This window comes from Caballeronia concitans (assembly GCF_001544615.1).
GTDB lineage: Bacteria > Pseudomonadota > Gammaproteobacteria > Burkholderiales > Burkholderiaceae > Caballeronia > Caballeronia concitans.
In genome coordinates this window covers 12925-34848 of sequence record NZ_FCNV02000005.1, presented here as the reverse complement: position 1 = coordinate 34848, position 21924 = coordinate 12925, and the positions used below count along the sequence as shown (strand labels likewise).

19 protein-coding genes are annotated in these 21924 nt (G+C 64.7%); 8 read left to right on the top strand and 11 right to left on the bottom strand.

Annotated features, from left to right (window positions below; all coding sequences use genetic code 11):
• Positions 1-25 precede the first annotated feature (25 nt).
• The gene (locus AWB72_RS14375; RefSeq protein WP_040048423.1) at positions 26-916 is read right to left on the bottom strand and encodes a LysR family transcriptional regulator; all 891 of its coding nucleotides are present in this window, start codon (positions 914-916) and stop codon (positions 26-28) included.
• Positions 917-1032: 116 nt separating this feature from the next.
• Between AWB72_RS14375 and AWB72_RS14370 the strand changes: the two genes are divergently transcribed.
• Positions 1033-2103, top strand: coding sequence for a YeiH family protein (locus tag AWB72_RS14370; protein ID WP_040048422.1), 1071 nt, complete (start codon positions 1033-1035; stop codon positions 2101-2103).
• Positions 2104-2207: 104 nt separating this feature from the next.
• Here the strand turns inward: AWB72_RS14370 and AWB72_RS14365 are convergent, their stop codons facing one another.
• On the bottom strand, positions 2208-3446 hold the full coding sequence (locus AWB72_RS14365) for a cystathionine gamma-synthase family protein (protein WP_040048421.1): 1239 nt from the start codon (positions 3444-3446) through the stop codon (positions 2208-2210).
• A gap of 246 nt (positions 3447-3692) precedes the next feature.
• Here AWB72_RS14365 and AWB72_RS14360 point away from each other — a divergent pair, with 246 nt between their 5' ends.
• The 5 genes from AWB72_RS14360 (at position 3693) to AWB72_RS14340 (ending at position 7977) form a co-directional block, all read left to right on the top strand.
• Positions 3693-4430, top strand: a complete 738-nt coding sequence (locus AWB72_RS14360; protein WP_040048420.1) for a glutathione S-transferase — start codon at positions 3693-3695, stop codon at positions 4428-4430.
• Between the two features lie 46 nt (positions 4431-4476).
• Positions 4477-5280, top strand: coding sequence for an aldo/keto reductase (locus AWB72_RS14355; protein WP_040048419.1), 804 nt, complete (start codon positions 4477-4479; stop codon positions 5278-5280).
• A 164-nt stretch (positions 5281-5444) separates the two neighbouring features.
• Positions 5445-7181: a ClcB-like voltage-gated chloride channel protein gene (locus tag AWB72_RS14350; RefSeq protein WP_040048418.1), complete on the top strand. Its 1737-nt coding sequence runs from the start codon at positions 5445-5447 to the stop codon at positions 7179-7181.
• A 235-nt stretch (positions 7182-7416) separates the two neighbouring features.
• Positions 7417-7683, top strand: coding sequence for a hypothetical protein (locus tag AWB72_RS14345; protein WP_040048417.1), 267 nt, complete (start codon positions 7417-7419; stop codon positions 7681-7683).
• A gap of 48 nt (positions 7684-7731) precedes the next feature.
• Positions 7732-7977 carry a DUF2795 domain-containing protein gene (locus tag AWB72_RS14340; protein ID WP_040048416.1) on the top strand — a complete coding sequence of 82 codons (246 nt, stop codon included), beginning with the start codon at positions 7732-7734 and terminating at the stop codon, positions 7975-7977.
• A gap of 109 nt (positions 7978-8086) precedes the next feature.
• Here the strand turns inward: AWB72_RS14340 and AWB72_RS14335 are convergent, their stop codons facing one another.
• Positions 8087-10471, bottom strand: a complete 2385-nt coding sequence (locus AWB72_RS14335; protein ID WP_087128146.1) for an AsmA family protein — start codon at positions 10469-10471, stop codon at positions 8087-8089.
• Between the two features lie 114 nt (positions 10472-10585).
• Between AWB72_RS14335 and AWB72_RS14330 the strand changes: the two genes are divergently transcribed.
• Together AWB72_RS14330 and AWB72_RS14325 are read left to right on the top strand one after the other, a co-directional pair.
• Positions 10586-11287, top strand: a complete 702-nt coding sequence (locus tag AWB72_RS14330; RefSeq protein WP_040048414.1) for an ABC transporter ATP-binding protein — start codon at positions 10586-10588, stop codon at positions 11285-11287.
• A complete protein-coding gene (locus tag AWB72_RS14325; protein ID WP_040048413.1) occupies positions 11284-12096 on the top strand; it encodes an ABC transporter permease in 813 nt (270 codons plus the stop codon). The genes AWB72_RS14330 and AWB72_RS14325 overlap by 4 nt, the downstream gene beginning before the upstream one ends.
• On the opposite strand, the gene AWB72_RS14320 is transcribed toward AWB72_RS14325, so the two are convergent.
• From AWB72_RS14320 to ligD, 8 genes are all read right to left on the bottom strand, one after another.
• Entirely contained in the window at positions 12097-12570 is a 474-nt protein-coding gene (locus AWB72_RS14320; protein ID WP_040048412.1) for a VOC family protein, read from the bottom strand.
• A 39-nt stretch (positions 12571-12609) separates the two neighbouring features.
• On the bottom strand, positions 12610-13077 hold the full coding sequence (locus AWB72_RS14315) for a VOC family protein (protein ID WP_040048411.1): 468 nt from the start codon (positions 13075-13077) through the stop codon (positions 12610-12612).
• A gap of 109 nt (positions 13078-13186) precedes the next feature.
• Positions 13187-15124, bottom strand: coding sequence for a hybrid sensor histidine kinase/response regulator (locus AWB72_RS14310; protein WP_040048410.1), 1938 nt, complete (start codon positions 15122-15124; stop codon positions 13187-13189).
• A 35-nt stretch (positions 15125-15159) separates the two neighbouring features.
• Positions 15160-15621, bottom strand: coding sequence for a response regulator (locus AWB72_RS14305; protein WP_040048409.1), 462 nt, complete (start codon positions 15619-15621; stop codon positions 15160-15162).
• Between the two features lie 19 nt (positions 15622-15640).
• Positions 15641-18034: an ATP-binding protein gene (locus AWB72_RS14300; RefSeq protein WP_040048570.1), complete on the bottom strand. Its 2394-nt coding sequence runs from the start codon at positions 18032-18034 to the stop codon at positions 15641-15643.
• Positions 18031-18657 (bottom strand): biliverdin-producing heme oxygenase, encoded by a 627-nt coding sequence (locus AWB72_RS14295; RefSeq protein WP_040048408.1) that lies wholly within the window; start codon positions 18655-18657, stop codon positions 18031-18033. Before AWB72_RS14295 ends, AWB72_RS14300 begins: the two co-directional genes overlap by 4 nt.
• A 220-nt stretch (positions 18658-18877) precedes the next feature.
• Positions 18878-19084, bottom strand: coding sequence for a hypothetical protein (locus AWB72_RS14290; protein WP_040048407.1), 207 nt, complete (start codon positions 19082-19084; stop codon positions 18878-18880).
• Between the two features lie 16 nt (positions 19085-19100).
• Positions 19101-21881 carry a DNA ligase D gene (gene ligD, locus AWB72_RS14285; protein WP_087128144.1) on the bottom strand — a complete coding sequence of 927 codons (2781 nt, stop codon included), beginning with the start codon at positions 21879-21881 and terminating at the stop codon, positions 19101-19103.
• Between the last annotated feature and the right edge of the window lie 43 nt (positions 21882-21924).

Here is a 21924-nt window from a genome sequence, read left to right as displayed (position 1 = left end):
TCACGCGGCGCCATAGTGGAATTCCCTAGCCGATCGAATCCGACTGCTCGCAAAGCTCGAGAAATCTCGACGCCGCCCGCGAAGGCGCGGCCGCGTGCGGCACGAGGATTGAGAAGCGGCGCGTCAGCGGAGCCGGAGCAATGTGAAGACGGCGCAGCACATTGGACTCGTGGCGAATCGACATCGCCGATACAAAACCGACGCCCATGCCCGCCCGCACGGCCTCCTTCACGCCCTCCACGCCGGCGATTTCCAGCCCGACGCGCATCTGAGCGCCCGCCTCCGCAAACGCGCGCTCGACGATCTGCCGCACACCCGACCCGCGCTCGCGCAACACGAGCGGATGCTCGCTCACCTCGGCGAGCGTCGCGGCCTCGCGGCCGTCGGCCAGCGGATGGCCGCCCGGCACGATGGCCACGATCTCGTCCTCGCGCCACGCGGTCACGCCCGCCGTCGGCGGCAGTTCCAGCCCCGCCGGCCCTTCGATGATCGCGATATCGAGCGAACCGAGCGCCGCGACGATTTCAGTCGTATTGCCGTCGATGGTCGTCACCGCGACATCGGGGTATTGCTTGTGGAATGCCGCGATCAGGTACGGCAACAGATAGCTCGCGGGCGTCGTGCTCGCGCCGACGCGCAAGGTGCCGCGTTCGAGGCCGCGCATCGCATCGCGCAGTGCGTGGGCGGCCTGAAACGTTTCGCGCAGGCGTTCGGCGTAGATGCGCAATTGTTCGCCTGCGGGCGTGAGGCGGATGCCGCGACCGTCGCGCTGATACAGCGGCTCGCCGAACTCATCCTGCAACAGTCGAAGCTGACCGGAAACCGCCGGCTGCGACAGATGCAACGCGACCGCCGCACGGCTGATGTTGCCATGCTCGGCGACGGTTGCGAAAGTTATCAGCTGCTCGGGGGTCATGCATTCAAAATATCAGAATGGCCGATATTTGGCATTCTAAATCACGATTTCTCATATGCATATATCGAGACTAGGATATGGGCACTGGATCAACTTTGCATGCAAGGACGCTCACCATGTCCACGGTTCAATCGTCCGCCCCGGCCGCTTCGCACTCTGCCACGCGCGGGCAACTCAACGGCATTCTGTTCGTCGGGCTGTTCGCGGCCGCCGTCACGCGGCTTTCGGCGCTGCCCGCCATCGCCGGACTCGGGATCAGCCCGCTCATCGTCGGCATTCTCGCCGGCGCCATCTACGGCAACGCGCTCAAGGACGGCATGCCGCAAAGCTGGGCCGCAGGCGTCAACTTCTCGGCGCGCAAGCTGCTGCGCATCGCGGTCGCGTTCTTCGGGCTGCGCGTGAGTCTTCAGGAGATCGCGCATGTCGGACTGGCCGGCATCACCGTGTCGGTGCTCGTCGTGGTGAGCACGCTCGCCATCGGCACCTGGGCCGGCATGAAGCTGATGAAGCTCGATCGCGATACCGCGCTCCTCACCGCCGCCGGCAGCGCAATTTGCGGCGCGGCCGCCGTGCTCGCGTTCGAATCGACGCTGCAATCCAAGCCGCACAAGAGCGCGATGGCCGTCGGCAGCGTCGTGCTGTTCGGCACGCTTTCGATGTTCCTCTACCCGCTTGCGATGCACGCCGGCTGGCTGCATCTCGACACGCTCGGCGCGGGCCTCTTCTTCGGCGGCACGATTCACGAGGTCGCGCAGGTGGTCGGCGCGGCGAGCAACGTGAGTCCGGAAGCGACGCACATTGCGACCATCGTCAAGATGACGCGTGTGATGCTGCTCGTGCCGGTGCTGCTCTTCGTCGGGTTCTGGGTGAGCCGGTCGCGTGGCGCGAAGGACGAAGCGTCCCAGGCCGGCAAGGGCAAGCTCGCGGTGCCGTGGTTCGCGCTCGGTTTTCTGGCGCTCGTCGTCGTGAACTCGCTGCACATCCTGCCCGATACCGCGATCAGCACGCTCAACACGCTCGACACCTTCGCGCTCACGATGGCGATGACCGCCCTCGGCATGGAAACGCGCATCGCGCAAATTCGCGAAGCAGGTCCGCGTGCGATTGCAACCGGCGCGATTTTGTATGCATGGCTCATCGGCGGCGGACTCGCGATCACGATCGGCGTCGAGCGCCTGTTCGGCTGAACCGAGCTGCATCAATAATGCAAAAGGCCGCCTTCAAATGAAGGCGGCCTTTCGCATTTTGCTACTTTCGATTGCATGCAGCATGCCGCATTCAAAGAACCAAATTAGGCGAGCCGCAACGCCTGCTCGAAATCGGCGATGAGATCGTCGATTTCCTCGATGCCCGCCGAAAGCCGGATCATGCCGTCCGAGATGCCCATCGCCTTGCGCGTGTCCGCCCCGGCTTCGAAGAAGATCGTCGGCGCGACGGGGATGATGAGCGTGCGCGTGTCGCCCAGGCCCGTTGCCTTGACGGGCAGCTTCAGCGCGTTGATGACATCGACCATTTTCTCGGGATTGCGCAGCTCGAACGACAGCAGCCACGAACCGCTCTTGAACAGCGACTTCGCGATGCCATGCTGCGGATGGCTCTCGAGCCCCGGATAGAACACGTTGCCGATCGCATCGTGCCGCTCGAGAAAGCGCGCGAGCGCAAGCGCGTTGTCGCTGCACTTCCCGACGCGCAACGCCAGCGTCTCCGCGCCCAGCGCGATCTGATGCGCCTGCTCCGACGACAACGCCGCGCCCATGTCGCGCAGCCCCTTCTTGCGGATTTGCAGCAGCCCCTGTTCCTTCGGTGCGGAGCGCCGATAGTCGTCGGCGATGTTCGGATACTGGCTCCAGTCGAAGCGCCCCGTATCCGTCACCGCACCGCCGAGCGCCGCGCCATGACCGGCGATGGTTTTCGTCAGCGAATTGATGACGAGGCTCGCGCCCACGTCTTTCGGACGGAACAACGCGGGCGACGTGATCGTGTTGTCGACGACATAGGCCAGCCCGCGCTCGCGGCACAACTCGCCGATGCCTTCGAGGTCCGGAATCTGCGTGCCCGGATTCGCGATCGTTTCGACGAAGACCATGCGCGTGTTCGGCTTGATGGCATCGGCGACGTTCTGGCGCGAGCCGGCATCGACGGTCGTCACTTCGACGCCCAGCGTGCGCAGCGTGCCGAACAGACTGTTCGTGTTGCCGAAGACATAGCGGCTTGCGACGAGATGATCGCCCGCGCGCAAGAGCGTCAGGAACACGGCCGTGATCGCGGCCATGCCGGTGCTGAAGCAGATGGAGCCGACGCCTTCTTCGAGATTCGTGATCTTGCGTTCCAGCGCGGCGGTGGTCGGGGTGCCCTGGCGCGCGTAATTGAAACCGCCTTTTTTCGTGCCCTGGAACACGCCGATCAGGTCTTCCACGCGATCGAAGCCATACTGAACCGATGTATGGATCGGCTGGCGCAGGCCGCCGTGCTCGACACCCGTGTTTCTGTCGCCGTGAACGATGCCCGTGGTGAAGCCTTGCTTGTCCATCCCTTCTCCGCTTCCAAGTCGATATGTGCTTTTGCATTCGGCATGCTGCATGCAACCGGCGGCATGCAACATGCAAAAAACCATTCTACACCGGGGCTTTTTCTTGGCCGAACCGCTGCGTGTAAGGCTCAGGAGTGGGAATAGGCGTTGCTCGCGCTACTGCTTTCGCCCAAACGAACACGCGTCGAATCGTGCTTCAATAAACAACGACCGCCGCTTGCGGCACGACTGACGAGGACCTCACGCATGGCTTACGAACTCTATTACTGGGACGGTCTGCAAGGCCGCGGCGAATTCGTGCGGCTCGCGCTGGAAGATGCCGGCGCGGAATACATCGATGTTGCCCGCGAATCGAAGACAAGCGGCTACGGCATGGACGCGATGATGAAGGTGCTCAACAGCAAGAGCGAGCCGCATATTCCGTTTGCGCCGCCGTTTCTGAAAGACGGCGAACTGATCGTGCCGCATGTCGCGAACATCCTGCTGTATCTCGGTCCGAAGCTGAATCTCGCGCCGAAGGACGAAGGCTTGCGATACGTCGCGCATGGACTGCAACTGACGATTGCCGATTTCGTGACCGAAGTCCACGACACGCATCACCCGCTCGCCACCGATTTGTATTTTGAAGACCAAAAGGACGCCGCGAAGATTCGCGCGAGGAGCTTCATCGAGCAACGCGTGCCGAAGTTCTTCGGCTATTTCGAGCGCGTGCTGAAACAGAATCCGCATGGCGATAAACAGATGGTCGGCGACACGGTCACTTACGTCGATCTGTCGATGTTCCAGCTCGTCGAGGGATTGCATTATGCATTCCCTCGCGCGATGAAGACGCTGTCGAAGCACTATCCGCGCGTGGCCGCGCTGCACGATGCCGTCCTCGCGCGGCCGAACATCGCGGCGTATGTGGATTCTGAACGGCGCATTCCGTTCAACGAATCCGGCATCTTCCGCCACTATCCCGAACTCGATCAGGACGCGAAGTAAGCCGCGCGTTCCATTCGATGCCCACTTGTTCATAACAGGAGCCACCATGGTCGAAACGATTCCTTCCTTCGGTCTCGGCACGTTTCGCGTCGACGCCGAGAAAGCCGTGCACGCCGTCAAGAGCGCGCTGCAGATCGGCTATCGTCACATCGATACCGCGCAGTTCTACAAGAACGAAGCCGCCGTCGGTCAGGGCGTGCGCGACTCGGGCATCCCGCGCGAAGACGTCTGGGTGACGACGAAGGTCTGGTGGGAGCGGCTCGAGCGCGACAAGCTGATCGCGAGCCTCGAAGACAGCCATGCGCAACTCGACATCGGCACCATCGATCTCGCGCTCGTGCACTGGCCGTCGCCGGACGGCGCGGTGCCCATCGCCGAGACGCTCGCCGCGATGCAGGAAGCGCAAAAGCGCGGGTTGATCCGCCATTACGGCGTGTCGAACTTCACGGCGCCGCTGCTCGAAGAGGCGCTGAACGCGCCGGGCGGCCACGAGATCGTGACCAATCAGATCGAAGTGAATCCGTTCCTCGCGAACCGCGAGCTCGTGGAAGCGACGCAGCGGCTCGGCGTCAAGGTGACCGCTTACATGCCGCTCGGCGAGGGCCGCGCGCACAACGATCCGACAATCAAGGCCATCGCCGAGAAACATGGCGCGACGCCCGCGCAGGTGACGTTCGCGTGGCTCTTGTCGCGGGATATCGTGGTGCTGTCGGCATCGACGAACGCGGAGCATCAGCAGATCAACTGGGACGCGCAGAAGCTCAAGCTCGACGCCGATGACATCGCTCGCATCGACAAGCTCGACGAGGGCAAGCGCAACGCGAATCCATCGTTCGCGCCGAAGTGGTGACGCACCCGAATACGCGCCCGCCATCACGATGAAGCCCGGCCCGTTCACGCGAGCCGGGCTTTTTTCTGCGCACGAAGCGGCGATGCGCCCGCCGCGCAATGCTATCCTTGCGGCGCTCTTATTCCGTTTGCTTCTTAGCTATCCACGTTTTCAGCTAACAACTCGTGCTCTCATTTCTGCTCAAGCTGCGAACGCGCGCCGAACGGCTTTTTCGCCTGTCCGATTCGCACACCATGCTCATCTGGGCCGTGGTCGTCGGCGTGGCGGGCGCGCTGGCGACAATCGTGTTCCGCGAAGGCATCGCGTGGACGCAACTGCTGCTCGGCAATCGTTCCGAGGGACTCGTCGCGCTGGCGAACAGCCTGCCGTGGCCCGCGCGCATTGTGCTTCCGGCGGCGGGCGGCCTTATCGCCGGTTTGTGCCTGATCGTCGCGCGGCGGCATACGAAGAAGAACGGCAACACCGACTACATGGAAGCAGTGACCATCGGCGATGGCGCCGTGCCCGTGCAGCAAAGTCTCTGGCGCAGCCTGTCGTCGCTGTTCACGATCACGAGCGGCGGCTCCATCGGTCGCGAAGGGTCGATGGTGCAGCTCGCCGCGCTCGCGTCGTCGCTCATCGGGCGATGGGTCCACTTCGATCCGCCGCGCCTGCGTCTGCTCGTTGCGTGCGGCGCGGCGGCGGGTATCACGTCGGCGTACAACGCGCCGATCGCGGGCGCGTTCTTCGTCACGGAGATCGTGCTCGGCTCGATGGCGATGGAGAGCTTCGGGCCGATCGTCGTGTCCTCGGTCGTCGCGAACATCACGATGCGCGAGTTCGCCGGCTATCGGCCGCCGTACGAGATGCCGGTGTTTCCGACCATCGCGGGTGTCGAAGTGCTGCTCTTCGTCGTGCTCGGCCTCTTGTGCGGGATGCTCGCGCCGCACTTTCTGCGGCTTCTGGCGGCATCGAAGAAGCGCTTCTCGCTGCTGCCGCTGCCGTTGCCGCTGCGGCTCGCGCTGGGCGGTCTGATCGTCGGCATCATTTCGATCTGGTGGCCGCAAGTCTGGGGCAACGGCTACGAAGTGGTGAACTCGCTGTTGCATCAGCCGTGGACGTGGACGGCGCTCCTGACCGTGCTCGCCTTCAAGATCATCGCGACGGCCGCGACCGCCGGCTCCGGCGCGGTCGGCGGCATTTTCACGCCGACGCTTTTCGTCGGCGCCGTGCTCGGCTGTCTGTTCGGCATCGCCGTTCACACCATCTGGCCGCATGCCACGTCGGCCCCGTTCGCCTACGCGATGGTCGGCATGGGCGCCTTCCTCGCCGCCGCGACGCACGCGCCGCTCATGGCGATTCTCATGATCTTCGAGATGACGCTGTCGTATCAGGTCGTGCTGCCGCTCATGCTCTCTTGCGTGGTGGCGTATTTCATCGCGCGCACGTCCGAGCAGACGTCGATGTACGAAGTCACGCTGCGGCGCACGCGCGAAGAGAAGGAACGCCTGCGCCTGGCCGCCACGCAGATGCGCGAACTCGTGAAGCCCGCCGACACCGTCGTGCCGCTCACCGCGAACGTGAAGGACATGACGCGCGTGTTCCTCGAATATCCGGTGAAGTATCTCTACGTGGTGGATGAAGGCGAGCACTTTCGCGGCGTGGTCGCGCTGAAGGACATCACGTCGGATCTGCTCGAAGAACACGATACCGCCACGAAAACCGCCGCCGATTATCTTCAGCCGCAATTCGACGTGCTCACGCCCGACATGTCGCTCGGCGAAGCGCTGCAGCACTTCCTCGCGTTCCAGGGCGAACGGCTGCCGGTGATCGAGCGCAAGAGCGAACCGCTTCTGCTCGGCGTCGTGTACAAGACCTCGCTACTCGACGCATACTTCCGCTTGAACCCGACGCCGCGCTGAAACTGCGCGGCCGTGCAATTTCGTGGCGCATTACCGGCGCGCGCGATCAGGCGCGCGACGTCATCGACTCGTTGGAGAGTTCACGCATTACTCGAAGTATCTTCGCGCGACGCCCGCTCGTCGCGCCCGTGCGCAGCGGCGCGTTGAGTGCCGACGCGCGGACGGCATGCGAGTGCTGCATCGGCATATGCTTTGCTTGATGCTACTCGCTGCTTAGGTGAGGAGGGGTTACCCGATGAAGACCTCAACGTTGTTGTCGATGGCTCTGGTTTCGGTGTCGTGCTATGCCGCGCCGCTGCACACGAGTTCGTCGGATGGATCGGCGGCCGTTGCATCCGCCACGCGGGCCGCGTTGCGCCTGAATGCCGGGCCGGTCGCTCCGCCCGCGCCGGAAGTGTCGGCGCAAAGTCTCGACCATGCGCGCTGGCGTCACGTGCCGCTGCCGAAATCGCGCGCGCCGAGTCATGGCATGGCCAGTCAGGCGATTCAAGTGCAGACCTGATCCTCGCTCGCAGCTTCCGGATTCCAATAACATCAACAGGACGCCACGATGACCGACAAGCCATCCCAGCAACACGGATTGAACGACGAGCCGATCGACGACGAAATCGCGCAGGTGTTGCGCCGCGTGACGTATCCCGCGAACAAGGATGCGCTCGTGGACGCAGCGCGCGAAGCCGGCGTCAGCAACGATGTCATCACCGTGTTCGATGGTTTGCCCGAGCAGGACTATCAAGACGCCGACGCAGTCGAGCAGATGCTCGGCAGCAACGGCGGACCGGGAATTTCCGTTTGACCCGCTGACCTTATGAGCGCGCTATGCAGATAGCGCGTGTCTCTCGTTTCTCTTCGATACACGCGGGCGCATCGGCAAACGCCGCGCGCCCGCCGTCCACCCAAACCGCTCAGCTTCCTCGATACTGCGCCGCGCTCGCCCCGATCGGCGCGGCCGGCTTCTGCGCCGGCTTCTTGCCCGCGCCGGCCGCCGCCCCGCTTGCCGCCGCATCCGACGACATATACGCCGGCGCGGCCTTCGCCTTCTCCTTCACGCCCGCGGGCGGCGCGGTCGGCGCCTTGCGCATGTCGGCGAGCATCTGGTGGCAAGGCAGCGGCTTGTTGTTGCTCGGCGCGATGAGCGGAATCAGCGCGGCGAACGGATTGATGAGGCCGAGTCCGACCGCCGCCCCGCCCCGCACCGCCAGCGCCCCGACGTTCACGCCGACGTGCGGGTCCTTGAACGTGCCCTTCACGTAGAGCGGCGAGCGCAGCGAGAAGATGCGGAAGCCCTTGGTATGCGGATGAATGCCGAGGTCCATGTCCTCGCTCTTCAGATTGATGGTGCCGTCGACGTTGATGACCGCGTCGTCGGTATCGAGCGCGAAGACGCGCGAATCGAGCACGCCGTCCGTCACGACGAAGTCCGCCGCCGCGCAATTGATGTTCACATCGCGCTTGCCGAAGAGCTTTTCGTAGATCACGTTCGCCACGTTCAGGCCCGCCGCTTCCATATATAGCCGGCTCACGGTCCCTTCAGTCACGAGCGCCTTCACTTCGCCATTCGATGTCGCCGCGAGCGTGGCCGGCGAATTGCCCGTCGCGGACAGCGCCGCGTCGCCGTTGATTTCGCCGAGCGCGGATTGCATCGTCTTGTTGGTCGGGAAAAGCTGCTTCAGCTTCAAATGCCGCGCTTCCGCCGAAAACTTGCCCTTCAGCGGCGCACTGCTGCCGTCCAGATGAATATTGGATGCAAAAGTGCCGCCCGCCACGCCGAACTTCAGCGGCTCGAGCGAAAGCACGCCGTCCTTCATCACCACGTGCGTGTATAGATCGGTGATCGGCAGGCTCGGATCCTTGATGAGCCGCTGGCCGGTGAACTTCACGTCCGCGTCGACGGCCTTCCAGCGGTCGGTTTTAAACTCCTCGGTGGGCAGCGCTTTCGCGGACGGCTGCTTCTTATCCTCGCCGCGCTTGGCCTTGCTCGCGTTCGAATCCGCACCGATGATCGGTGCGAGATCCGAGAACTGCAGCAGATGCGAAACGAGCTCGCCCTGCAGCAGCGGACGCGGCTTCCTGCCCGCATACACGAGCGAGCCGTTAATGTCGCTGCCGCCCACGCGTCCGGTGAAGTTCTCGTAATGGAAGACGTTGCCTTCCTCGCGGAACTGTCCGGTCAGCCGGCCTTCGGTCGCGAACGGCGGCGTTTCGGGCAGCGTCACGCCCGTGAACGGATACAGATGCGCCATGCTGACGGCCTGGACCCACAGTCGCAGATCGAGCGCCGCGAGATGCGCCGGATCGGTCACGGTGCCGACGAACGCGATATGCGTGTCGCCGAGACGGATATCGGCCTGGACGGGGAACGGGCGCTGCGCGTCCTGCACGGCGAGCACCCCGCCGAGCTTGCCTTCGCCCGACACCTTGCCGCCGTTGTACGTGCCCTTCGCGGTCCAGCCGAATGCATAGGGCGGAATGGGCGGCTTCGGCGCGTTCTTCGTGGTGATGCTCTGTTGCGCCGACGTGCTCGCCGGATTCGGCGCCGATGCGTTCGCCGCCGCAGCCGCCGACGCCGCCGATGCCGCCGACGCTTCGGAAGCCGCCGCCACATCCGCCTGTTTTTCGAGCTTCGCGGCGCCGCCCTTGCCGACCATTTCCGCCGACGACTTCGCCGATGCCGCTTCCTGCTGCTTCATCACTTCGCCGATCGGCACGGCCTGACCGAGCGTATCGACGACAACGTTCATGTCGGCCTTCGTCACTTCGTCGCGCACGTTGATCGTGCCTTTCGCGAGCGAAATGTCGCCGAGCTTCAGGTTCCACGTCGACGGCTGTGTCGACTGCTTGAACTTGAATGTCCAGTTGTTGCGATTGTCCTTGAGCCGTTCGATATCGACGGACGGATTCACGAGATTGATCGTCGGAATCACGATGTTGTGCGCGAGCAGCGGCAGCACGGCCACCTGGAAGTCGATTTCGTCGAGCGTGGCGAAATGCTGCTGGCGTGCCCAATCAGGATTCGCGATGGTGATCTTTTCAGCCGAAAAGCGCGGCCACGGCACCCAGCGTTTCCAGCCCGTTTCGTTGGGCGGACGACGCCAGCCGACCTTCAGATCGCCGGTGATATGGAACTGCCGGCCGATGGCCTGCGTGACCTTGTCATCCACCCACGGACGCAGCCGGTTCCAGTCGAAGGTCAGGAAAATGACCACGAGCACCGCGATCAGGATCGCGAGAATGGCGAAGATCCATGCAACGATCTTCCCGATTTTCCCCGCGGTTCGGGCTTGCGCCATGTCGGCTCCATCCGTTTTTGCTGATTAGCTCTGCGCCAGCACAAGGCATGCCCGCGTTTCCCGAAACGCATCGCGCGTAAGATGGCGGCAGTCAAAATTTCCCCACGCAAAACAATGACGAATCCGTCCGTGCCGCTGGTCGCGGCTCATGGTGTCGTGCGCCTCGACGCGGCGCGCGGCAGCATGCTGCTGCATCGCACCGACTTCACGCTCGGCGCGGGCGAGCGCCTCTCGATCACCGGGCCGTCGGGATCGGGCAAGAGCGTGTTCCTGCGCACGCTCGCGCTGCTCGATCCATGCGACGAAGGTTTCGTGACGTGGCGCGGCGAACGCATCGCGCGCGCGGGGATTCCGGCGTATCGGCGGCGCGTGGCGTATATCGCGCAGCGGCCCGCCATGCTCGACGGCACCGTCGAAGACAACCTGCACTATCCGTACACGCTGAAGGCCTATCACGATGCCCGCTTCGATCGCGACGCCGCCGCGCGCCTCGCGCATGCGGCCGGGCGCGGCGCGGATTTTCTCGACAAGCCCGCGAGCGAGCTGTCGGGCGGCGAGGCGCAGATCGCCGCGTTCGTTCGCGTGCTGCAACTCGCGCCCGATGTGCTGCTGCTCGACGAGCCGACCGCATCGCTCGATCCGGCCTCCGTGCGCGCAATCGAAGCGCTCGTCGCCGCCTGGTTCGACGACGGCGATGAGAACCGGTCGCGCGCGAGCATCTGGGTATCGCACGATCCGGAGCAGGCGCACCGCGTGGCCGCGCGGCATCTCACGATGACGGCGGGCGTGCTGGCCGAACCCAAGGACGCGCGATGAACGGCTATCAGAACCTGAGCCTTTTCGATATCGGTCTCGCGGCGGCGTTGATCGTCGTGAACGGCGCGCTGTCGGTCGCGCTGAAACTCGGGCTCGAACGGCGTCTCGCGATCGCGGCGGTGCGCACGGTCGTGCAACTGCTGCTGATCGGCTACGTGCTCGGCTGGGTCTTCGCGTTCAGCCGATGGTTCGTCGTGCTGCCGCTGATGGCGCTGATGACCGTGATCGCCGGCCTCGCGGCGTCGAATCGCGGGCGGCGCACCTACGCGGGTCAGCGCGTGGACAGCCTCGTGTCGATATGGGGCGCCTCGTGGCTGATCGGCGCGTTCGGGCTCTTCGCGGTCATCCGCATTCATCCGTGGTACGAGCCGCAATACGCCATTCCGATTCTCGGCATGATCCTCGGCAACACGCTGACGGGCGTATCGCTCGGCATCGAACGGATGACGGAGGAACTGACGGCGGGACGCGGGGCCGTCGAAATGTCGCTCGCGCTCGGCGCGACGCGCTGGGAAGCGGCGCAAGGGCCCGCGCGCCAGGCGGTGCGCGCGGGCATGATTCCGACGCTCAATCAGATGGCCGTCGTCGGCCTCGTGAGCCTGCCGGGGATGATGACCGGCCAGGTGCTAGCGGGGCAATCGCCGTTGCAGGCGGTGCGGTATCAGATCGTCATCATGTTTCTGATCGCGGCGGCGTCCGGGCTGGGCGTGGTCGGCGCGGTCGTGCTGACTTACCGGCGGCTCTTCTCGCCGGATCACCGGTTCATGGCGGGGAAGCTGATCGAACGGCAGAAGAAGCGCCGCTTCTGATCATTCCCCGCGATACGCCCGCTCCAGTGCCGCGATGTCGAGCTTGATCATCTGCCGCATCGCCGTCATCGTGCGATTCGCCTTCGCCGGGTCCGGGTCCTGAAGCATCCCGAGCAGGCGCGGCGGCGCGACCTGCCACGTCACGCCGAAGCGATCGGTGAGCCAGCCGCAGGCCATCGCCTGGCCGCCGTCGAGCAGCGCGTCCCAGTAATGGTCGATCTCGGCCTGATCGTCGCATTTGATGAACAGGGAAATGGCCGGCGTGAACTTGAATTCCGAGCCGCCGTTGAGCGCCATGAACTCCTGGCCGTCGAGTTCGAACACCACGGCAAGCAGGCTGCCGACCGGGCCGGGGCTCGCTTCGTTATGCAGCAGGGTCCGCGTGATGCGCGCGTTCCGGAACAGGCCGACATAAAAGTCCACGGCTTCCTGCGCGTTGCCGTCGAACCAGAGACAGGGCGAAATCTTGTTCATGCGCTCCTCCTTCGTGACGTTTGCCGGATTACCCGCGCGTCAGCCGCGCTGGCCGCACGTGGCCTGCTGCATCTCGGCGGGCGAGACATCGCGCACATGCGTCGCGACCGACCATTGATGCCCGAACGGATCTTCCAGACGCCCGTAACGGTCGCCCCAGAACATCTCGGCGACGGGCATGATCACGCGCGCGCCCGCGGCTTCGGCCTGCTTCATGGTGGCGTCGGCGTCTTCGACATACAGATGGAGGGTGACGGGCGAGCCCTTCAGCGCGGTCGCGCCGAGCATGCCGAAGGCGGGATTTTCATCGACGAGCATGAGCACCGAATCGCCGATCTTCACCATCGCGTGCATGAGCTTGCCGTCGGGACCGGGCAGCCGTCCCATCTCGATGGCGCCGAACGCGCGTTTGTAGAACTCGATGGCCTCGGCTGCGCCCGCGCACACGATGTGCGGGGTGAGCGAATGCATGTCTTCGGGAATGGCTTTGACGTTGGATGCAGTCATGTCGGCTCCGTGCAGGGACAAAGGTGGAAGAACGGGTCAAACCTACGACGTGCAAGCATGCCGCCAATCGACATCGTTCCGCGCACGGAGCGCAATTTTTCACATGCCGCTATCCCGCGAGTTCGTCCGCGAGGGACTGGATCAGCGCTTCGAGCCGCGCGAAGTTGACCGGCTTCGTCAAATGATCGCGGAAGCCCGCCTCGCGGCAACGGCGGATGTCCTCGTCCATGCCGTATCCGGTGATCGCGACCGACGGCCGCCCCGGCTGCAGCGAACTCCACGCGCGCGCGATGTCGAGCCCGCTGCCGTCGGGCAGGCCGATATCGCTGATGAGCAGATCGAACGGGCCACTCTTCGCGCACACGAGCGCCTCGGCGACGGTCGTCGCGACCGTGACTTCGTGGCCGAGCATGTCGAGTACTTCGGCCATTGCGGACGACGTCTGCTCGTTGTCCTCCACGAGCAGCACCTTGAGCGCATGCCCGTGCTCCTCGCGCGCGGCCTGCGGAAGCGGCGCGGCCTCGTGCGTCGGCTGCACGCGGGCGAGCGGCAGCGTCAGCGTGAAGCGCGCGCCCTGGTCGCGGCCGTCGCTGTAGGCGGAAAGCGTGCCGCCGTGCTTCTGCGCGAGCGTGCTGGCGATGGCGAGCCCCAGGCCGAGTCCGCCGAACGAGCGCGTGATGGAATCGTCGGCCTGTTCGAACGCCGAGAAAATGCGCGGCAACGCTTCGGCGCTGATGCCGATGCCGCTGTCCGTCACCGAAACGGCGATGGTCGCGTCGTCCGGATTCCACGTCCGCACTTCGATGCGCCCGCCCGCCGGCGTGAACTTCACCGCGTTGCGCATCAGGTTCCACGCGATCTGCTGCAGCCGCGCGGCATCGCCCGAAACGATGAAGCGCGCCGCGTCGAACTTCGTTTCGAGCGTGAGATTCTTCCCGCGCAGGTCGGCGTCGGACATGTCGAGCGCGCTCGTGAGCAGCGTGTCCAGCGCAACGCTCGCGAAATTCAGGCTCAGCTTGCCCCGCGCGATGCTCGTGAGATCGAGCAGGTCGTCGATCAGACGCGCTTCCAGCTCGACGTTGCGGCGGATGAGTTCGAGCGTCGGACTCGCCTCGCGCGGCAGCGAATGCTTCATTTCGAGCAGGCGCACGGCGGCGAGAATCGGCGTCAGCGGCGTGCGCAACTCATGCGACAGCACCGCGAGAAAATGATCCTTCGCGCGATTCGCGGATTCCGCCTGATCCTTCGCGAGCCGCAGCGCGTCGGCGGCCATGTGGGCGTCGGTCGCGTCGCGGACGATCTTGGAAAAGCCGATCAGCTCGTTCTGCTCGGTGCGGATGGCCGTCGTCACGCCCGACGCGAAGAACGAATGGCCGTCCTTGCGCCAGAGCCAGCGATCGTCGGACGCGCTGCCTTCGCGCCGCGCCGTTTCCAGTTCGTTGTCGAACACGCCGGATTCGCGGTCGTCGTGACTATAGAAAATGCTCGCGGACTGCCCAAGCACGTCCTGCGGCGGAAAGCCGAGAATACGCTCCGACGCCGCGTTCCACGTGCGGATGCGCCCTTCCGGATCGAGCGTGATGACCGCGTAATCCTTGAGCGCGTCGATCAGCAGGCGAAAGTGCGTCTCCGTTTCGCGCAGCGCCCGTTCCACGGCGATGCGTTGCGTGCGCTCCGCCGACTCGCGCATCGCGCGGCGCACGACGGCGGGAAGCCGCTGCAGGCGCTGCTTGAGCACGTAGTCGGTCGCGCCGCGCTTGAGCATGTCGACCGCGTGCTCTTCGCCGAGCAGCCCCGACACGAAGATGAACGGCGTGTCCGGCGCGCGCTCGCTCGCGATGGCGAGCGCCTCGATGCCCGAGAACGTCGGCATCACGAAATCGGCGAGGATCACGTCGAAACGACGCGCTTCGAGTTCGGCGATGAAGCTCGCGGAGTCGTAGACGATCGACGCCTCCACGACATAATCGGCGCGTTCGAGCTGGGCGATGGTCAGCTCCGCATCGAGCGCGTTGTCTTCGACGAGGAGCAGTTGAAGAGGCTGCATGATCTAGACGGCCTCGCAGACGGGCGGGCGCGCGTTCATTGCCCCGCCGGACGGCGAAAGCGCGTCGAGCCCGGCGGCGGCTCGTTGAGGACGGCCCAGAACACGCCGAGGTCGCTGATCGCCTCGACGAATTCCGCGAACTCCACCGGCTTCACCACGTAAGCGTTGACGCCGAGTTCGTAGCTGCGAATCAGGTCCTGCTCTTCGCGCGACGAAGTCAGCATCACGACCGGAATGCTCTTCAGCGTGGCGTTCGAGCGGATCATGTCGAGCACTTCGAGGCCGTCGATCTTCGGCAGCTTCAGGTCGAGCAGGATGACGGCCGGATTGCCGGGCGTGCGTTCCTTCCATTCGCCTTCGCTGGTCAGATAGTCGATGGCTTCCTGGCCGTCGCGCGCGACGATCACTTCGTTGGCGAGCTGGCTTTTGCCGAGCGCGACGAGCGTGAGCTCGAGGTCGTTCGGATTGTCTTCGACGAGCAATATCGGTTTAAGCATGGGTCTGTTGTTGACTTCGTTACTGACGCTGCGAATGCGGCGCGCCGGAATTCGGGCGGGCAGCTTCGCGCCCCGTGACGCTCTGGAACTCGACCGGCAGGGAAAAGTAGAACGTCGCGCCCTCTCCCAGCCGTCCTTCGGCCCACGTGCGCCCGTCGTGACGCTCGACGATGCGCCGCACGTTGGCGAGCCCGATCCCCGTCCCTTCGAATTCCTCCGCGCGATGCAGCCGCTGGAACACGCCGAACAGCTTCGCTCCGTACTTCATGTCGAAGCCGACGCCGTTGTCCCTCACGCCGACGATGTGCTCATCGCCGCTGCGAGTCGCGAATATCTCAATTTTCGCCGATTCTCGCGTTCTCGTATATTTCACCGCGTTCGAAATGAGGTTGCGCAGCGCGAGTTGCAGAAAAGCCGCGTCGCCGGTGACGCGCGGCAAGTCGCGGATGTCCCATTCGATGCGCCGCTCCGGCGTGTCCGCCTCGAATTCCTGCACGATCGCGCGCACGAGCGGCGCGAGATCGACCGGCGCGGGACGCAGCGCCGCGCGGCCCATTTGCGAGAACGTCAGCAGATCGTCGACGAGCGTGCCCGCGAAACGCGCAGAATCCAGCATGTTGTTGAGAAAGCGCCGGCTTTTCTCCGACATGCGCTCGCCTTCCTGCTCGCGCAGCAGGTCTCCGTATCCGGCGATGTGCCGAAGCGGCGCGCGCAAGTCATGCGACACCGAATACGAAAACGCTTCCAGTTCCTTGTTCGCGCGTGCGAGTTCGGTCGCGAGTTCGGCGCGCTCTTCCGCGCGCCGCAGCACGATGTTCAGCAGCGCCCCGCGCAACTCGCTCGCGATTTCCAGTTCGCCCTGCCGCCACGACGCGGAATGCCCGCGCACCGTTTCGAGCCACGGGCTGAAGCTCGTGCGCGGCGCGCTCGCGCCGTCCGCGCCGCGCACCTTGACCGGCTCCCCGGCCCATTTGATGGTCTGCATCCGCTCGGGTCGGAACCAGAGCAGATAATTTCGGAAAATTTGCGACACCGGCACCGCGAGCACGCCGCACGCCTTGTCTTCGTGCGCCTTCGCGGGCGGCCATTCGCGCGCGAGCGAATCCGTGGCCCAGACGCCGGACGTGTGCTCCGCGAGCCAGTCCGTGAGCGCACGCACCGTGTCCTTGTCGGGCGTCGCGCCCATCAGCGTCACCTGATCGTTCATGACGATGGCCGCGCCCGCCGAACGCGCGAAGCCCAGCACGTCGTTCGGCACGCCGCGCAGCCCGGCGACGAAGTTCTCCTGCTCGCCCATCGCGGCGATCAAACGCGCCATCGTGCGGCGCAGCTCGGCGAGATACTCGGCCTCGGCGCGCTCTTCCTTCGCTTCGATCTGCAGGGACAGCATGTGCCCGAGATGCTCGATGGCGAGCCGCGTGCTGAACGGCACCTGGCGCGGGTCGTGATCGTGACAGGAAATGAGGCCCCACAGCTTGCCGCGCACGACGATCGACACCGACATCGACGCGTGCGTGCCCATATTGCGCATGTATTCGAGATGCACCGGCGAGAAGCTGCGCAGCGCCGCGTAGGTCAGGTCCGTCGGACGGCCCGTGACGGGATTGCACTCGGGCACGAGCCGCGCGGGAACATAGTCGACATCGGCGACCAGGCGGATGCGGTTGCGCAGATAGAGCGCGCGCGCCTGCGGCGGAATGTCGGACGCCGGAAAGAATTGATGCAGGAACGACGCGTAGCGCTCGTCGCGATCTTCGGCGCGCACGTGGCTGCGGCCTTCGGCGTCGAAGCTGTAGAGCATCACGCGGCCGAAGCCGCTGATCGCCCGCACTTCGCGCACCGCGAGTTCGGCCAGCTCCTGCACCGTCTCCGCGTTTTGCAGACCGCGCGCGAACGTGCGCACGAGCGGATACATCGACGAAAACGCGGATTCTTCCGACTGCGCCGCCGCCTCCATTTCGACGATCAGCGCGCCGTCGTGCCGATGGATCGTCACGTCGAGCCGCGTGGATTCGCGCGCGCCCGGAAGCTTGTGCATCGCGCCGACGTAGAGCGGTGCGTCGTCGACTTCCATCGTCGATGCCGCCTGCGCGATGCGGCGCGCCTCGGCCGTCCCGAGCAGCGCATCGAGCGGCTTGCCGAGCAGCGTTTCGACGCTTTCGCCCGTGAGCGCGGCGACGTTTTCGCTCGCCTGCACGATGCGCGTGTCGCCCGCTTGCGCGCCGCGTTCGTCGAGCACGAGCAGATAGCCGTGTGGCTGGATGCCGCCCGGAATGTGGATCGGCTCCGCGCCGCAATCCTCGCCGACGACGCCCGAACTCAGCGTGCGGCGGCGCGCTTCGGCATCGGGCGGACCTGCGCTGCGTGCCTCCGCCTCGTTCGGTGCGCGCGGCGCGCCGGGAAGATCGCTCATGCGGCGGCTCCCGAGGTCGCCGGCGTTTCCAGCGACGAGCACAGCCACGCCTGCAAGGTTTCGAACGTGTCGATGGCCGCGCTCACGGCCGAGTCGTATTGCGCTTCGGGCACGGTGGCGGCGGCGGTTTCGCGAAACGCGTTCCACATGCTGCCGGTGCGCGCGCCGTAGCCGTCGAAATAGGTATTGCCGATAACCGGCGGCAGGTCCAGCAACCGCGCGACATGCGGCGCGATGAAGCGGCCGCCGAGCGTCGAGCCTTCCATCACGTACATCGAACCGAATGCCCCGCCGATATCGCTTATGCGCGGCAAGTCGGCGAGCGCATCGGCGTGCGGCAGGGCATCGGGCGCGGCGCGTTCGCCCGACAGCGCGGCGAGATCCGCGATGTCGGCGGCAAGCAGCGGCGCCTTGCGGCGTTCATCGAAGAATGCGCGCAGCGACGCGGGCATGCACGCGCCGATCGCGTCCTCCCACGGCGCAACGTAGCCGTAGAAGCGTTGCAGCAGCGCGATATATTCGTCGCGCTGGAGGTCGTCGCGCATCAGATCGAGTGCGTTCTCCAGCCGCGTGTGGCACACGGCGGTGTCGTTCTTCAGGCGTGACAGAAGAGTGTGTTGCATCGTTCGATTGTGTGGCTTGCATGCCGGAGGTTCCGGCGATGCAGCGAAAGGCCTGCTGATCGGAAGTGATTACCGGATGGATGCGTGTATTGCGGCCGGATCGGTAAGAAAGGTGCGGCATCGCGCCCCTTTCATGAATAGAGAATCATTCTACGCAACCGGCCGCCGCCCTGTCATGCACGACGCGTGCCTTTCCTTCCAAAACTCACCGTCCGGTTCATTACTTGAGCGACGCGTCGCCGTCGAGATTGCTGCGCCGGTCCGTATCGACGAGGCCGCGTTCGATGTCTTCATGCGCCTGCTTGCCGACATCGCGCGGCTCCTCTTCGTGCTGCGACTCCGCGGTCTGATCTGCTTCGTTCGGCAAGAGCGGCTTGTCGGCGTCTTCTTTGCGGCCGTCCTTCGGTGCGTCCTTCGTTTGCTTCATCGTGAGCTCCTTCTCTTTATCCGCCGATACCCAGCCGCTTCTTCATCTGCACCGTGAGCCGCTGACGCTGCTTCGCGTAGCCTTCCCACGGATCGGCGGCGAGCGCTTCCATGCGTTCGCGCGCGTTGCCGATGTTCCATTGATCGCCGCTCTTCGTGTCGGCGAGTTCGTCCCAGCCAATCGGCATCGATACGCCCAGGCCCGGCCGCGCACGCAGCGAGAACGCGCAGACCGTGCTCGATCCGCGATTGTTGCGCAGATAGTCGATGAAAATCTTGTCGCGCCGGTTCTGCATGCCCATCTTGGCCGAGAACAGTTTCGGCAGCGTCTTCGCCATGTGCTGCGCGACGGCCTGCGAGAAGCCCTTCATCTCGTCCCAGCCGGCCTGTTTCGCGAGCGGCACGACCACATGCACGCCCTTGCCGCCGCTCGTCTTGCAGAACGACGCGAGGCCGAGTTCCTGAAGCAGGTCGCGCGTGAGCGTGGCCGCTTCGAGCATGCGATCCCAGCCGACGCCCTCGCCCGGATCGAGATCGAACACCATCCGATCCGGCTTCTCGATGTTCGACACCACCGAATTCCACGTATGCAGTTCGATGGTGCCCATCTGCGCCGTGCCGACGAGCGCCTGCGCGGACTCGACGGTCAGAAGCGGCGGATGCCCGGGATCGGCGTCCGGATGCTGCGTGATGTGCGGAATGGCGAGCCGCGCGCTGTGCTTCTGAAAGAACAGCTCGCCGCCGATATCGTCCGGCGCGCGCACGAGCGACACGGCGCGGTCTTGCAAATGCGGCAGCATCCATTGCGCGATCGACGCGTAATACTCGACGACGTCCAACTTCGTGAGACCCGTCGATTTGTCGATCACGCGATCCGGATGGCTGATCTTCACGCCTTCCACTTCGCTCGCACCCGCTTTTGCGCGCGTCTTCGATGCGGTTTTTGCAGGGGTTTTAGCGGCAGTTTTCGCCGACGCCGTCTTGCGCGCCTTCGGCTTCGCGGCGCTCTCTTCGACTTCCGCTTCGACCTTCTTCGCCGATGCCGGCTCTTCCTTCACGATCTGCCGCGCCGGTTTATCGTCGCGCAGACTGACGAACGATGCTTGTCGCACGATGCGCTCCTTGGTCCATTCCGCGAAATTGCATTCGGCCACGAGTTCCGGCTTCACCCAATGCACGGGTGTTCGGCTGCGCTCTTGCGGCTCGCGCTCGAAAGGCATGCGATCGGTCTCGCGCTTGTCGAGTTCCTTCTTCACCGCGACGAGCGTCGCATGATCGAAGCCGCTGCCGACGCGCCCCGCATATTGCAGCTTGCCCTTAGCGTCGTACACGCCGAGCAGCAGCGCGCCGAACTGCGCGCGGCTGCCCGTTGGCTCCGAGTAGCCGCATACGACGAATTCCTGCCTGCGCCGGCACTTGAGCTTGATCCATGAATTGCTGCGCCCGGAGACGTACGTGCTGTCGATCCGCTTGCCGATGATTCCTTCGAGCGACATGTCGCACGCGCTCTTGAGCAGATCGTCGGCGCTGAAGGCGAAGTCTTCGGAATAGCGCAGCGCGGGATCGTCGACGGGTTCGACGACGGCTTTCAGCAACGCGCGCCGCTGCACGAGCGGCACGTTGCGCAGGTCGTAGCCATTGAGATAGACGAGATCGAAGAAGTACACGACGATGTCTTGCGGACGGCCGACATCGAACGCATTTTGCAGCGCCTGAAAATCCGGCAGCCCGCGATCGTCGAGCACGACCGCTTCGCCATCCAGCCATCCGCTTTCGATGTCCAGCTTCTCCAGCGCCTTCACCTGCTTCGGAAACTTGGCGGTCCAGTCGTTGCCGTTGCGCGTGTAGATGCGAATGTCGCGCTTGTTGCCCGATCGCTCGATGCGCGCCAGCACGCGATAGCCGTCGAATTTTATTTCGTACGCCCAATCATCGCTGGGCGGCGCGGCATCGACGAGCGTGGCGAGTTGCGGCTTCAGCAGCTCGGGGAGCTTCGCCTTCGTCGCGCCTTCTATCGCCGGATCGTGCGACAGCGCCCGCAGCGATTCCGCGTTACGCGTCGCGACGATATCCGGATGCGCGTGGCCATCGCCCTTCTCGTTCGCGGGACGCGGCGCGGTCCGACGCGCCGCCGGTTTCGCCTTGCGTTCGGTGCGATCGCGCAGCTCGCCGTTTTCTAACCGCGCGCCCAGAGAATCAGAGAGCACGCTGCCCGGCTTCTTCAGGAGTACGTCGTATTCGGACTCGGGACGCGCTTCGTCGTCGCGTTCCTTGATGAGGAACCATTGCTCCTTGTCGCCGCTGCCGCGCATGTGACTGCGCACGAGCGTCCAGCCGCCATGCAGCTTTTCGCCGTCGAGCACGAACTTGAGCTTGCCTTTTTCGTAATCGCGCGATGCGTCTTCGGCGGTGCCCGTCTGCGGCGCCCACGTTCCACGATCCCACACGATGACGCTGCCCGCGCCGTAATTGCCTTCGGGAATATCGCCTTCGAACGAGCCGTAGTCGATCGGATGATCTTCGACATGCACGGCGAGCCGCTTCACCGATGGATCGAGACTCGGCCCCTTCGGCACGGCCCACGACTTGAGTGTGCCGTCCAGTTCGAGCCGGAAGTCGTAATGCAGCCGGCGCGCGTCGTGTTCCTGGATCACGAAGGAAAGTGTCTGCGCTGGGGCCTTTTTCGTCGTCTTCTTCGCGCGCGACGGCGTCTTGCGCGCGGCGGCCTTCTCCCCCGACGGCTCCGGCGTCTCGTTGAAACGCCGCATGCGTTGATAGGTTTCGAGCTTGCCGGTCATCGTCGTGAATGCTCCTTTGCCGGTGCTTCTTCCATGCGATGCG

Excerpts from the sequence above, each read along its gene's own strand:
- AWB72_RS14315 (WP_040048411.1), bottom strand. The coding sequence starts at position 13,077 with ATGACTGCATCCAACGTCAAAGCCATTCCCGAAGACATGCATTCGCTC.
- ligD (WP_087128144.1), bottom strand. The coding sequence starts at position 21,881 with ATGACCGGCAAGCTCGAAACCTATCAACGCATGCGGCGTTTCAACGAG.
- AWB72_RS14355 (WP_040048419.1), top strand. The coding sequence starts at position 4,477 with ATGGTCGAAACGATTCCTTCCTTCGGTCTCGGCACGTTTCGCGTCGAC.
- AWB72_RS14340 (WP_040048416.1), top strand. The coding sequence starts at position 7,732 with ATGACCGACAAGCCATCCCAGCAACACGGATTGAACGACGAGCCGATC.
- AWB72_RS14320 (WP_040048412.1), bottom strand. The coding sequence starts at position 12,570 with ATGAACAAGATTTCGCCCTGTCTCTGGTTCGACGGCAACGCGCAGGAA.
- AWB72_RS14360 (WP_040048420.1), top strand. The coding sequence starts at position 3,693 with ATGGCTTACGAACTCTATTACTGGGACGGTCTGCAAGGCCGCGGCGAA.
- AWB72_RS14370 (WP_040048422.1), top strand. The coding sequence starts at position 1,033 with ATGTCCACGGTTCAATCGTCCGCCCCGGCCGCTTCGCACTCTGCCACG.
- AWB72_RS14300 (WP_040048570.1), bottom strand. The coding sequence starts at position 18,034 with ATGAGCGATCTTCCCGGCGCGCCGCGCGCACCGAACGAGGCGGAGGCA.
- AWB72_RS14295 (WP_040048408.1), bottom strand. The coding sequence starts at position 18,657 with ATGCAACACACTCTTCTGTCACGCCTGAAGAACGACACCGCCGTGTGC.
- AWB72_RS14365 (WP_040048421.1), bottom strand. The coding sequence starts at position 3,446 with ATGGACAAGCAAGGCTTCACCACGGGCATCGTTCACGGCGACAGAAAC.
- AWB72_RS14325 (WP_040048413.1), top strand. The coding sequence starts at position 11,284 with ATGAACGGCTATCAGAACCTGAGCCTTTTCGATATCGGTCTCGCGGCG.
- AWB72_RS14345 (WP_040048417.1), top strand. The coding sequence starts at position 7,417 with ATGAAGACCTCAACGTTGTTGTCGATGGCTCTGGTTTCGGTGTCGTGC.
- AWB72_RS14335 (WP_087128146.1), bottom strand. The coding sequence starts at position 10,471 with ATGGCGCAAGCCCGAACCGCGGGGAAAATCGGGAAGATCGTTGCATGG.
- AWB72_RS14330 (WP_040048414.1), top strand. The coding sequence starts at position 10,586 with ATGACGAATCCGTCCGTGCCGCTGGTCGCGGCTCATGGTGTCGTGCGC.
- AWB72_RS14290 (WP_040048407.1), bottom strand. The coding sequence starts at position 19,084 with ATGAAGCAAACGAAGGACGCACCGAAGGACGGCCGCAAAGAAGACGCC.
- AWB72_RS14375 (WP_040048423.1), bottom strand. The coding sequence starts at position 916 with ATGACCCCCGAGCAGCTGATAACTTTCGCAACCGTCGCCGAGCATGGC.
- AWB72_RS14305 (WP_040048409.1), bottom strand. The coding sequence starts at position 15,621 with ATGCTTAAACCGATATTGCTCGTCGAAGACAATCCGAACGACCTCGAG.
- AWB72_RS14310 (WP_040048410.1), bottom strand. The coding sequence starts at position 15,124 with ATGCAGCCTCTTCAACTGCTCCTCGTCGAAGACAACGCGCTCGATGCG.